Origin of the sequence: Nocardia sp. NPDC051832, assembly GCF_040681285.1 — a bacterium.
Lineage (GTDB): Bacteria > Actinomycetota > Actinomycetes > Mycobacteriales > Mycobacteriaceae > Nocardia.
The window spans coordinates 315871-328462 of sequence record NZ_JBFAYL010000005.1 but is presented as its reverse complement, the minus strand read 5'-3'; the positions used below and the strand labels follow the sequence as shown (position 1 = coordinate 328462).

Sequence of the window (12592 nt, the reverse complement as noted above, 5' to 3'; positions counted from 1 at the left end):
GACCGCGCGCGGGCACTGCTGCATGATGGGCGCATGCTTCCCACCGACCAGCTGGCCCAGGCCGCCAGGCGCCGGGCCGTGATCGACACACCGCTCGGGAAGGTCGAGTTCGCCGTCACGCTCGGATCGACCGCGCTGCCCGCCGCGCCGGACACCGTGTGGCGCTTGCCGAATGGTTCGCACCTGCACCGCTGGGACCACGACGCCGCCACGGTCGATCTGCTCCTCGGGAGCATCGATGTCCCCGCGTGGGACGGCGGCGCGCCCGTGCCGATGTGGGCCGCGATCTGGCAGGTCCGAGCGCACGCCGCGGTCTCCGGCCTGATCGTCTCCGCCGACCTCGGCGATCTCCCCGCCGGCGCCTTCGCCGGCCCCGACTCCGGCGAATGCCTCGCGGCCGTCAGCGCCGAGAACGACCATTTCATGGTCTCGGTCGGCGGACCCGACTACGAACTGCTCGCTCTGCAAGCCGCCGACGGCCGCCTCATGCCCGCCGACTGGGCAGATGTCATGCCGCCCAGCGGTTCCGCCGACTACGGCGTTCGCTACACCGACCCCGCCGGCCTGAGCTATCACCTGCCCGGCTTGGCCAGAGCGGAAGTCGCCCGCCTGTGCATCGCCACCGCCTGGTGCCCGCGCGACGACGACCGCCCCGCCGCCTGGTTCGCCGTCGACATCCCCCTCGACACCGCCTACCTCAGCCTGGTCGCCGACCCTGGCTGATCGGCTATTCGTAGGCGACCTCCCAGTGTTTGATGCCGTTGAGCCAGCCGGAGCGCAGGTGCTCGGGTTCGGCGAGCTGGCGGAGGTTGGGCATGGTGTCGGCGATGGCGTTGAAGATCAGGTCGATCACCAGGCGGGCGAGGTTGGCGCCCAGGCAGTAGTGGGTACCCGCGCCACCGAAGCCGACGTGCGGGTTGGGGTCGCGCAGGATGTCGAAGGTGAAGGGGTCGGTGAAGGCGGTTTCGTCGAAGTTGGCCGAGCCGTAGAACATCGCGACGCGCTGGCCCTTCTTGATCGACTGGCCGCCGAGTTCGACATCGCGGGTGGCCGTGCGCTGGAAGACGGTGACCGGTGTCGCCCAGCGGACGATCTCGTCGGGGGCGGTGCGCGGGCGCTCGGCCTGGTACAACTCCCATTGCCGCGGGTTGTCCACGAACGCCTTCATCCCGTGGGTGATCGAGTTGCGGGTGGTTTCGTTGCCCGCGACCGAGAGCAGGATGACGAAGAACGCGAACTCCTCGGAACCGAGATGCTCGCCGTCGATATCGGCGTGCACCAGCTGCGTGACGATATCCGCGCGCGGGCAGGAGCGCCGCTCCTCGGCCAATTGCCAAGCGTAGCCGCTCAGTTCGAGCTGCGCGGTCACCGATTCGGCGGCGAACTCCGGGTCGTCGGACCCGATCATCGAATTCGACCAGTGGAAGAGCTTCTTCCGATCCTGCTGCGGCACACCCAGTAGTTCGGCGATCGCCTGCAACGGCAGCTCCGATGCCACCTGCTCGACGAAGTCCCCCCGCCCAGCCTTCTTGGCCTCCTGCACAATTCGCTGCGCCCGCTCCGCCAGCGCCCCCCGCAGACTCTCGATCGCCCGCGGCGTGAACCCCTTCGACACGATGCGCCGATTCTTCGTATGCGCCGGCGGATCCATATTGAGCATGATCACCTTCTGCATATCGAGCTGCTCCCGCGTGGTCTCCGCGGTATAACGCACGATCGCACTGTTCTCGGCCGAGGAGAACGTCTCCGGCCGCCGGGAGATCTCCTTGATGTCCTCGAGCCGGGTAACCGCCCAGTACCCCCCATCATGAAACCCGCTCCCCCGCTGCTCACACCACCACACCGGCGCCACCCGGCGCAGCTCCGCGAACTCCGCCGCCGGCCTCCGGTGCGCCCACAGATCGGGATCGGTGAAATCGAACCCCGCGGGTATCGACGGTCTGACCATGGCTGTCTCCCACTGACCTGAAACGCGTTCTACGTTCGATTCAAACACCGAACCCACCCTCACCAAGCCGCTACGGCGAAATCCGCGGGAACGCGCACCGGGATTCGAGCGGGCCGGATCCGGGTGGCGAAACTCGACGCCACCCCAGCTCCGGGTCGGACCGAATGGTCAGCGGTCCCAGCGGTTTTACTGCGTCGCGGCGACCAGCTCGTCGTCCACCACGATGGCCGGGAGCGGCGCACCGGGTGTCGCCTCGGCGTCGATCACCTGCGCGATCTGGTCGTAGACGCGATGGGCCACCGTGCGCGTGCCGGCTTGCAGGGCCTCGGCGGCGCGCAGGTGCCGCCTGGTGCTGCGCAGCAACGCCACTACGTTCAGCCCGGAGAGCGGGACTTCGACCATGTCGTCACCGATCCGCCGGACGAGTCCCGGCGAGACCCATTCCGACGGCCGGTGCCCGCCGCTGATCTGCCATAAATCCAGCTGATCCCAAACATCGCGGCGGCACACCAACTTCACGGCGTCGACGCCGGCCGCGCGTTGCATCCGCTGTTCGTGCGCGCGCTGGCTTGCCTGCATATCCCGGATCCATGAGGGCCACTTCATGGCGAGGGATTCTGCCGTAACCAGGGGCGACTTCGGTGTGTCAACACACCCGAGATTCGGGAGCGTGATCGAAGCGCTCCTCCGAAGACCGCAGCAGCCCGGGCGATTTCGGGCCGGGCGCCCCCGCCCGCAGCGCATCCACGATCTCGTCGGCGAGCAGCAGACTGGCCAGACCGTGCCCGTGCTTCTCCCGGCGCACCAGCGAGACGATGTTGTTGCTGAACGCGTCCCGCACCGGCCGGAAAGCCAAACGGCCGTCACGCAATTCCTCCGCGACGTCGAATTCGCTGAGAAAGGCGATGGCCTCGCCCCCACCGGCGAGCCGCTTCATGGTCTCGATCGAGTTGGTGTGAAACGCCGGTTGAATATCGAGTGCGGCGTTGGCGAAAGCCTCGGCGACGATGCCGTGAATCACCATAGAGCGATCGGCGAAGATCAGCGGATACGGCGTGCACTGAGCGAGCGGAATCGTTTCCATGCCGGCCAGCGGATGTCGCGGGGAGACAACAACTCCCAGCCGGGTGTTCAGCTGCCAGCACACTTCGGTCTGCGTCGAGGACGGGACGTTGAAGCCGAGTCCCAGATCGGCCTCGCTGTGCTCCACCGCCCGCAGAATATCCAGACTCGTCATCGTGCGAATCGAAATCCGGACCTGCGGATGCCGGGAGCGGAAACTCGCGGCGGCGGTGGCGACTACGCCGCTGGCCAGTCCCGTCATCGTGGCGATCACGACTTCGCCGCTGCCGAGCGCGTGCAGATCGCGAATATCCGCGACCGTTTCGCGGTATTGCTGAAGCGTCCCCCGGATATGCGCGAGCAGCGCTTCGCCCGCGGGAGTGGGCCGCATTCCCCGGGGCAGCCGCTCGAACAGCGGCTGGTCGAGTTCGGCTTCCAGCAAAAGGATCTGCCGATTGATCGCCGAGGGCGCGACATGCAGCCGAGCCCCCGCCGCGCGAATGGATCCGAGCCGCGCCACCTCATCGATGTACTGCAGCAACCGTGAATGGAGCACTGGGCACCTCCTGGGGCGAGTGTACGAAAAATGAGTACACCTCGTGCAAAAACGGATGCTTGTCAGCAACGGTGCGGAGCGAGTTCCATCAGTACCACTACGCAAAACCCCGATGTGAGGACCACAATGCTCCAACAGAATTCGCCCGCCACGACCCCCGCCGCCGCGGACGTCGCCGCCCAGGATGATCACGTCCGGACGATCTTCGGCATCCTGGAAGGCGAGCAGGAAGCCGACCTGCTGCTGCGCAATCTCCATATCCTCGACGTGCACAGCGAGTCCGTTTATCCCGGATCGCTGCTGGTCCACGGCCAGCGCATCATCGCGCTGAACCCGGACGAATCGATCGTGCGCTTCCGCGAAACCTTCGACGGCGAAGGCCTTTACGCGATCCCCGGCCTGATCGACACCCACCTGCATTTCGAATCCCAGCTCGCCCACCCGGCGGCCTTCGGCGAGGCGATCGTGCCCAGCGGAACGACCACGGTCTTCGGCGAAACCCTCGACTTCGCCAGCGCCGCCGGCGCCGAAGCGGTCGACGCCGCCAAGGCGCTGTTCGCCGAACACGACAAACTGCCGTACCGGCTCTACGCTTTCGCTCCGGGCAAGAAGACCGCCCCGGAGGTCACGGAGGCGATGCTGGCGATGGATCCGGTCATCGGCCTGGGCGAATTGGCCCACCTGTCCTACATGACCGGCAACGCCGACGACTTCCGCAAGTCCGCGCTCGGTCGCGCCAATGCCGGATTCGTCAACTGCCACTGGGGCGTCACGGCCCTGTCGGACACCTTGCTGAACTACATGCCCGCGATCGGTGTCGACAACAACCACGACGTGTGGAACGAGGACGACATCGAGAAAAGCATCCGCTACGGCCTCAACACCCAGATCAAATTCGGCGTCGGCAGCCCCGAAGTCATTCGAACCATGTTGCGCGCCATCGTGAAGCGCCGCTGGCCGGCCGAGAACTTCCAGCTCTGCGCCGACAACATCTCGGTGGACCGGGTGCTGCGGCACGGCCACATCGACTGGGTCATCTCGCTGGCCGTCGAAATGGGTATGCCGCCGATCCAGGCGATCAAGATGGGCACGCTCTATGCCGCGCGCTCCTTCCACAAGGACCGCGACCTCGGCTCGCTGAGCCCGGGCCGATTCGCCGACATCGTCCTGACCGACAGCCTCTCGAAGATCAACCCACGCTATGTGTTCAAGGGCGGCGAGCTCGTCGCCCAGGACCGCAAGCTGCTGCACCCGGTCGGCCTCGACTACTCGATCTTGGCCAAGCAGCCGAAACCCGGCCTCGGCGACTTGCGCGCCGAACAGCTCGAGCTCACTCCGCTCGAGGTCTCCGACGACGGCGCCCGGGCGAAGGTGCTGTTGTTCGACGTGTACGGACGCGGGCATCTCAAGTTCGCGCAGGAGGTCTGGGTGCCGTTCCGCGACGGCGCGGTGGTACCCGAGCTGGAAGGTGTGCGGCTGAACCGGATCTCGGTCGTGCAGCGCTACGCCGACGGCGCGCGGCACACGGTCAACGGACTGTTCAAGGGCGTCTCGATCGAGCGCGGCGCGGTCTCCACGTTCTGGCCGGCGCCCTCGGCCTACTTCGTGGTTGTCGGCAGCGACAGCGCCGAGATGTGCGCCAACCTCCAGCAGCTCGACGCGCTGGTCGGCGGTTGCGTCGTGACCGCGGACCGGCAGGTGAAAGCCGTTCTGCCCCTGGACTTCTACGGCGTGATGGCGGACATGGACCTGGCCGAACTCGTGGCCGCGACCCGTTCGATCGACGACGCCCTCGCGGCGCTGGGCAACCACAACGAAGGCGAGCCGGTCGTCAACAAACTGCTGACCCTGTTCATCTCGCTCGACCGCTTCGGGTTCATGAAGTAGCCCGGGCCACCGAGAAATAGGGATGCGATCGCCATGCAGCACGACAAGAACACGCTAGTCCTCGACACCGGAAACAAGCTGCGACGCTGGACCACCTACGTCGCCGGAATCTACATCCTGACGCTGGGCCTGAGCCTGGCGATCCGGGCGGGGATCGGCATTTCCCCGCAGAGCAGCCTCACCCGCACCATGACACTGGTGCTGCCTCCGCTCAGCCAAGGCACGTTCAACCTCATCCTCGAGGTCATCATGCTCATCCTGACCTTCCTGGTCCGGCCGCGAGCATTCCGGGCTTCGAATTTGCTCTCGATGATCCCGGCACTGGTCCTGGCCATGCTGCTCGACATCAATCTGATGCTCACCGAATGGATCGACCTCGACCCGTACACGGCCAACCTGGTGCTGCTGATTTTCGCCGACGCGATGCTGGCCCTCGGGCTCTTTCTGATGATCCGCGCCAATCTGGTGCTGATGCCCATCGACCTGTTCGTCAACACCATTCAGCAGAAGACCGGCCGCAAGTGGGGAAACATCAAAACGGTGTTCGACTGCACGCTGCTCGCGCTTTCGGCGAGCATCGGCCTGATGTTCCTCGGCGCACCGCATTTCATTCGCGAAGGCACGATCATCAATGCGATCCTGGTCGGACAGTATGTGAAGTTGTACTTCTTCCTGTATGAGAAGTACGCGGCCCGGAAAGCGCCGGCCCCCGCCCCCGCCGATCCCGTGGCTGATTAGGAACCTCGGCAACAATACGGTCGCGTCGCTGTGGCGGCGCTTCCGTCGTGTGGCAATCTAGCTTCTCAATGAATAGCAGCCGATCGATATTTCGCAGGTGGTGGCGAGATCGGGTTGATTACGACCGCCTGGTCGAGACGTTCGCGTCGCACGGCGCGCTGGGCCCGTTCAAGTTCATGCTGGGCACCGGCGGACTGGTCATGCTGTGCCTGGCGATCCTGGCGCCGATAGCGCAGGGCGAGGCGCCGGGAAATGTCATCGCGGTGCAGGGCTTCGTCGAAGCCGCCGTCGCCGGGGTGTGGACATTGCGCTGGTGGCTGTTGCCCTGGCCGCGCGAATACGAATCCCTGGCCTGGGTCGTGCTGTTCGATCTCGACGCGGTCATCAACGAACTGATCGCGCACAATCGCCTCATCGGCGTCCTGGGCCTCGTGCTGCTGGCCGCGATGGGCGGCTACGTGGCCGTGTTCCACGGTCCGCGCATCCTGGCCCTGCACGTCGGCTGGACCGTCCTGGCCAGCGTCCTGATGGCGTACCTGATGGTCAGCGGCGAGCTCCCCGGTACCAGCGCCAGCCGCGGCGCCGACGTCGCCGCGGGCCTCGGCGTGATTCTGGTGATGCTGGTCGTCGTCGGCGTCGTCCTCCCGTTCATGCAGTTCAGCCACTGGCTGCTCCGATTGGATGCGCTCTCGGATCCGCTGACCGGCCTGTTGAACCGCCGTGGCCTGGACGCGCACCTGTCGTCCGCGCTCGGCGGCCGCGCCCGCGGACACCTCTTCGTCGCAACCCTCGACCTGGACGAATTCAAGGCCGTCAACGACACCTACGGCCACCCGCTCGGCGACAAAGTACTGATCCACACCGCCCAGCGCCTGCGCGAAGCCGCCGAGCCCGACGCCCTCGTCGCCCGCACCGGCGGCGAGGAATTCGTGGTGGTCGGCGCACTGCACGACGACCCCGCCGCCACCGGCGAACGCCTCCGCCGGGCCATCGCCGGTATCACCGATTTCCCGGTGACGATCACCGCCAGCGTCGGCATCGCCGTCTTCGACACCTCCCGAGCGCACACCGAGCTCACCTACAGCGAGCTGCTTCGCAACTCCGACTCCGCGATGTACCGGGCCAAACACGGCGGCGGCAACGCCGTCCAGGTCGCCGCTACCGAAGTGTGAGAACGATTCTCGCCACGTCCGGCCGCGGCGCCTCAGCTCATCAGGCCGCTACGGTAGGCGAGAACTACCGCTTGGGTGCGGTCGCGGGAGCCGGTTTTGGCGATCACGTGCGAGACATGGGTGCGGGTGGTCGCTTCGCTGATGAAGAGTCTGGCGCTGATTTCGGTGTTGGCGTAGCCCATGGCCATCAGGATCAGTACCTCCCGTTCCCGGTTGGTCAGGCCGGACACCGAGGGCGGCGTGGTGGTGTGCGGCGGGGTACCGGATCGCAGGGCGGTGAGGACGCCGCCGACCACGGCGGGGTCGAGCCAGCCGTCCCCAGCGGCGCAGGCGCGGATCGCTTGGGCGAGGTCGGCGGGGGCCGCGTGCTTGAGCAGGAAACCGCTCGCGCCCGCGGCCAGGGCCTGCTGGACGGCGTGCTGTTCGTTGAAGGTGGTGAGGATGAGAACCGCCGGCGGGTCCGGTGATTCGCAGAGGGCGCGGGTGGCGCCGATCCCGTCGGTGCCGGGCATGCGCAGGTCCATCAGCACGACGTCGGGGTGGTGTTTGGCGGCCAGCTCGATCGCGGCCGCGCCGTCACCGGCTTCGGCGATCACCTCGATGTCGGCTACGCCGCCGAGTAGCAGCACGCAGCCGGCGCGCACGAGGGCCTCGTCTTCGGCGATGAGCACTCTGATCGTCACGGCGTGGTGTCCTGGGTTCCCTTGGCGCTCAACGGTATTTCGGAGACCACGGACCAGCCGGCGCCGTCCGGTCCGTAGGCGACTGTGCCGCTGAGGGTTTGCAGGCGCTGGGTGAGTCCGGCCAGGCCCTGATTGGTGGAGAGCCGGCCGACCCCGGCGGCGGGGCCGTCGCCGCCGGTGCTGTGCACGGCCACGGTGACGCGGGTCGGCTGCCAGCCGATGCTGATATCGACGTTCGCGCCGGTACCGGCGTGCTTGGCCGCATTGGTCAGTGATTCCTGAACGAGTCGGTAGGCGGCACGGTCGATGTCGGGATCGACATCGGGCGGGCGGGTGCCGTCGGTCCGGACCCGAATACGCAACCCGCGGGCCCGGTTCAGCTCGATCAGTTCTTCGAGGGTGGCCGCCGCCGCGATGTGATCAGGTGCGCGCAACAGCCCGAGCAGATCGTGCAGTTCGCCCATGGCGTGGGTGCCGGCCTGCTCGATGACGGCCAATGCCTCGGCCACCTTCGGATCCGCACCGGCGGCGAGGGTCCGGGCGGCCGCGGCATGCAGGATCATTCCGGCCACCGCGCCGGACACGCTGTCGTGCAGGTCGTGCGCGAGCCGCAACCGCTGCGCCGCCAGTGCGGCCTCGGCCTCGGCAGCCAGGCGGGCCTGGGTCGCTCGCGCGCGTTGCTCACGCAGGTAGAGCACCCGACCCAGGCCCCACACGACACCGAGCGCCAACGCCCAGATCGTTCCCGCGACGAGGTAGTGACTCGGTTCCGTCGGATCGGAACCGGCCAAATCGTTGTGATAGGTGAACAATCCGAGCGACAGCGCGGATCCGGCGAGCACCAGCCGGGCGGTCAAGCCGGGCACCCGGCAGGCGACCGCGAAGGTGGCGACCAGCAGATACAGGGCCGGAAAGTAGGTCGGCACAACGACATTGACCGCGGTGCCGCCCCACGTCACCGCCCACACCGCGAGGGGGAAACGCCCGCGCAGCAGCAGCGCCGCGCACAGCAGGACCGCCGCCGCCGGCACCACCCAGATCGGCAGCGACCCGCCGCCGATCAGCTCACGATCCCCGCCCCAGGCCGCCAGATCGAGGACACCGACGACGGTGACCAGCGCGACGTCGGCGAGCCGGCGCAGCGGTGTCGCCCCAGCGGTGGATTCAGCCACCGCCCAGTAGCTTCCAGACCCAGGTCAGTGGGTTGCCGATCAGCATCGCCGGTGGCGGCGGCGCGGCGGCGACCTCGTCGAGTACCGTGCGCACTGCCGCGATGACGTCGGCGCGGCTGGGTTCGACCGGCACACCGTCGCCGTTCGCATCCAGGGTGACCGGTACCCCGCGCGGCGGGGCGGCCGAGATTTCGGCCAGTTGCAGTAGCACGATGTCGGGTGCGTCCGGTACCACGATCGTCGTCGAGACCTCGACGATCTCCGCGTACTCGTGGGCCGGGCTGACCACCGCGAGCCGCAACGCCGTCTTCTCCTCGGCGAGGATCGCGGCCAACGGCGGATGCGCGAGGGCGAACTCCCGCTCGAGCAAGGTCGCCCGGCCGACCCGCACGCCGGTCGCGCCGCTCTCGTCGACTGCGTAGACGACGACGAAAGTACGTGCTGTCATGGGCAGAAGTGTCCCACGACTTCGGCTGGCAGGACTAAGTATTCGAGGTTCGCCGCAGGGCCGCCGCCGGGCTGCGCGCCCGCCGCCGGGCCAGGACGAGGGCGAAGGCGACGGCGGCGCACAGATCGGCGAGCACGAAAACCCAGATGCCGGTGCGGACGCCGAGGTGGGTACCGAGGAATCCGCCCAGCAGCGCGCCGAGCAGGTTGGCCGCGGTCGTCCCGGTGCCGAGCAGCGCACCCACCCGGGCGAAGTACCGATCACCGACGTCGGCCCCCATCACGACGATCAACGCGATGTTCATGATCGCGCCGAAGAACGTCGGCAGTGCGGTACTCGCGCAGACGATCACCATCGCGACCGGGAGCGCGCCGGCGGTGAGCGGCAGGGCGAGCGCGCAGGCCGCCGCGGCCAGCACCGTGACCCGCAACGCCAGTTCGGCCGAGATCCCGGCGGCGAGCAGGCGTGGCGCCGCGAGCGCGCCGAGCGCCGCCGCCAGCGTGGCGGCGACCGCGGGAATCCCGTACGCGGACACCGGGATGCGTATCTCGGTAAGCAGGAACACCGCGCGCATCGCGGCCACGCCGCCAGTCGCCGCACCTCCGATCAGCAGATACACCGCCAGCGCGGCCAGCACCTTGGAGTCGCGCAACGCTCGCACCCCCGCGGCGAATTCCCGGGCGATGCCGCCCCGCTCGCCGGTCTCCCGGTGATCCGGCGTGGACAAACCCCGGAGGCAATAGGCACTGAACAGATAGGTCAGCACATCGAAGCCGAACATCACCGCGGCGCCGGCCGCCGCGAGCAGCGGCGCCGCCACCGCGGCGCCCGCCGAACGCGCCTGCAGCGAATTCGCTTGCAGCCGTGCGCGCGTGGTGCTCAGGTCGCGCACGCCGAGGGTGCTCAGATGCGAGAAGTACAGTCCCGCACGCACGATTCCGGTCACGCCGAGGGTCAGCGACAAGCCGATCAGGGTGGCGACCGTCAGCAACCGGAAACAGGCTGCCGCGGCGCAGACCGCAATCGCCGCGGCCGCAACGATATCCGCCGCGATCAGGATCCGCCGCGGCCGTCGCACGCGGTCCAGGAGAACCCCGGCGAAGGGGCCGAGTAGTAGCGGCGGCACCGAGGACGCGGCGACCACCAGCGACACCTCACGAGGTCCGGCGGCCAGCACCGCGACCGCCGTCACGGCGACCGCGGTGCTGGTCATGGTGCTGCCGAAAGTCGAGGCGACCTGGGCGATCGTGTAGCGCCGCAGATCCGAATTCTGCTGTGCGGGTGTCGAACTGGTCATTGCCGGGTTCCTTGCCGGGGAAACGGAAACGCCGGGCGCGGACCTCGGGAGGCCCACGCCCGGCGGGGTATTCGGGTGTCACTGCATTTCGTGGGTGTTGGTGCAGTTCTGCATGCTGAGGGTGCTCCAGCCGGCGTCCTCGCCGTCGTTCTTGGCGGTCTCGGCCTGCAGTTTCAGGATCTGGGTCATGGTGTTCACCTCCCTCCGGAGGGGTTGTGCTGGTGCTGATCACATTTCGTGGGTGTTGGTGCAGTTCTGGACACTCCAGGTGCTCCAGACCGCGTCCTCGCCTTCGTTCCGGGCGGACTCGGCCTGCAACTTCAGGATCTCGGCCATGGTGTTCACCTCCTTTCCGGTGTGTCGAATGTCGTTGGGTGTCACTGCATTTCGTGAGTATTGGTGCAGTTGGCCATGCTGAGAGTGCTCCAGCCGGCGTCCTCGCCGTCGTTCTTGGCGGTCTCGGCCTGCAGCTTCAGGATCTGGATCATGATGTTCACCTCCTCTCGACAGGTTGGGGCGCGGCCGAAGACAGGGCCGCGTCGAGGGTGAACAGCGGGTCGGGGCAGCCGGTCAGCGTGTGCTGCAAGGCCAGCAGGACTCCGGCCGAACCGGTGGCCAGGTCGGCGCTGAGTCGCTGGCCGTGGCCGCCGAGCCAGCGCACACCGGCCGGGCCGGGGATCGCGTACTTGAACAGGGCGGTCAATCGCGCCTTCGAGTAGGGGCGCCCGGCGTGGATCGCCGCATCGGCTCGAGCCAGCGCCATTCCCGATTGACCGTGGAAAAGTCCCGGAGCGGCGGTGAATCGGATGTCCGCTGCCCGCAGGCAGCGGTCCACCACATCCGCCAGGGCGGGCTCGTCGTGCCGGCTCAGGTATCGCGTGAGCACCTGCGCGTAACCCGCGCTCCCGGCGGCCAGGTAGGGCATGACACGCAGATCGCGCTCGGAGGCCCGGAATTCCACGGCGCCGCCCGGGATCGGCTCGGCATGGACGAGCTCGTCGCGGAGCAACCGCAGTCCGTGCTCGAAGAACCGCCGCTCTCCGGTGCGGTCGGCCAGGTAGTACAGCGCCAGCGCGACTCCAGGTCGCCCGTGCACCAGCCCGGAGGCGTTGTCGGCGCCCAGCCGGGGCCGCAGATCCTCGGGCAGTCCGGTGAGGAGCCGGCACGCGTGGTCCAGGTGCGCCGGGTCGCCGGTGCGATGGTGAAAGGCCAGCTGGGCCATCGCGATTCCGGCGGCGCCGCCACCCCAGGTGACCGATTCGGCGCTCAGTCGATGCGCGCTCGCCGTGGCGAGCAGCGTCAGCGCGGCGTCGCGCTCGCCGAGATCGTCCAGCAGCAAGGCGATTCCGGCATTGCCGAACAGCAGGCCGGGGCAGGTGTCGTCGCGGGCGGCCAGGGATTCGTCGCGCAGGCGGGTGCGCACCGCCGGGTCGATAGCGCGCCCGGCCAGGCGCAAAGCGTGCAGTACGCCGGCTACGCCGTGGGCGAGACTTCGCGTGTTGGTGCTGTACCCCTCCGGCCCCAGGGGGTACGCCGACAGCGGGTTTCCCGGATCGGCCATGTGCTCCAGCGCGTCCGCGGTGCGGTCCCGCAACCAGGCCAGCGCGCCGACCGGATCGGTGCGCACGG

General features: G+C 68.0%; 12 protein-coding genes. 4 read left to right on the top strand and 8 right to left on the bottom strand.

The genetic code is table 11. The annotated features are described in order from the left end of the window. Positions 1-33: 33 nt before the first annotated feature. Entirely contained in the window at positions 34-723 is a 690-nt protein-coding gene (locus tag AB0M14_RS31135; protein ID WP_365001326.1) for a hypothetical protein, read from the top strand. A 4-nt stretch (positions 724-727) separates the two neighbouring features. Here AB0M14_RS31135 and AB0M14_RS31130 read toward each other — a convergent pair whose 3' ends face one another. The 3 genes from AB0M14_RS31130 to AB0M14_RS31120 all read right to left on the bottom strand — a co-directional run bounded on the left by AB0M14_RS31130 (position 728) and on the right by AB0M14_RS31120 (position 3566). Beyond that, positions 728-1948, bottom strand: coding sequence for a cytochrome P450 (locus AB0M14_RS31130; protein ID WP_365001323.1), 1221 nt, complete (start codon positions 1946-1948; stop codon positions 728-730). A gap of 186 nt (positions 1949-2134) precedes the next feature. Further along, on the bottom strand, positions 2135-2554 hold the full coding sequence (locus AB0M14_RS31125) for a hypothetical protein (RefSeq protein ID WP_365001320.1): 420 nt from the start codon (positions 2552-2554) through the stop codon (positions 2135-2137). A gap of 40 nt (positions 2555-2594) precedes the next feature. Further along, on the bottom strand, positions 2595-3566 hold the full coding sequence (locus AB0M14_RS31120; RefSeq protein ID WP_365001317.1) for a LysR family transcriptional regulator: 972 nt from the start codon (positions 3564-3566) through the stop codon (positions 2595-2597). 126 nt (positions 3567-3692) lie between these two features. Here AB0M14_RS31120 and AB0M14_RS31115 point away from each other — a divergent pair, with 126 nt between their 5' ends. The 3 genes from AB0M14_RS31115 to AB0M14_RS31105 all read left to right on the top strand — a co-directional run bounded on the left by AB0M14_RS31115 (position 3693) and on the right by AB0M14_RS31105 (position 7363). Next, positions 3693-5453, top strand: a complete 1761-nt coding sequence (locus AB0M14_RS31115) for an adenine deaminase C-terminal domain-containing protein (protein WP_365001314.1) — start codon at positions 3693-3695, stop codon at positions 5451-5453. A 33-nt stretch (positions 5454-5486) separates the two neighbouring features. Then, entirely contained in the window at positions 5487-6191 is a 705-nt protein-coding gene (locus AB0M14_RS31110) for a DUF6198 family protein (RefSeq protein ID WP_365001311.1), read from the top strand. Between the two features lie 68 nt (positions 6192-6259). Further along, positions 6260-7363, top strand: coding sequence for a GGDEF domain-containing protein (locus AB0M14_RS31105; protein ID WP_365001308.1), 1104 nt, complete (start codon positions 6260-6262; stop codon positions 7361-7363). Between the two features lie 32 nt (positions 7364-7395). Here the strand turns inward: AB0M14_RS31105 and AB0M14_RS31100 are convergent, their stop codons facing one another. From AB0M14_RS31100 to AB0M14_RS31080, 5 genes are all read right to left on the bottom strand, one after another. Then, positions 7396-8046, bottom strand: coding sequence for a response regulator transcription factor (locus AB0M14_RS31100; protein WP_365001305.1), 651 nt, complete (start codon positions 8044-8046; stop codon positions 7396-7398). Continuing rightward, a complete protein-coding gene (locus tag AB0M14_RS31095) occupies positions 8043-9218 on the bottom strand; it encodes a histidine kinase (RefSeq protein WP_365001302.1) in 1176 nt (391 codons plus the stop codon). Before AB0M14_RS31095 ends, AB0M14_RS31100 begins: the two co-directional genes overlap by 4 nt. Then, positions 9211-9666, bottom strand: a complete 456-nt coding sequence (locus tag AB0M14_RS31090; protein ID WP_365001300.1) for a hypothetical protein — start codon at positions 9664-9666, stop codon at positions 9211-9213. The genes AB0M14_RS31095 and AB0M14_RS31090 overlap by 8 nt, the downstream gene beginning before the upstream one ends. A gap of 34 nt (positions 9667-9700) precedes the next feature. Further along, positions 9701-10963, bottom strand: coding sequence for an MFS transporter (locus tag AB0M14_RS31085; RefSeq protein WP_365001297.1), 1263 nt, complete (start codon positions 10961-10963; stop codon positions 9701-9703). Positions 10964-11456: 493 nt separating this feature from the next. Then, complete coding sequence (locus AB0M14_RS31080) at positions 11457-12590, bottom strand: lanthionine synthetase C family protein (RefSeq protein ID WP_365001294.1); 1134 nt, start codon at positions 12588-12590, stop codon at positions 11457-11459. Positions 12591-12592: the final 2 nt, after the last annotated feature.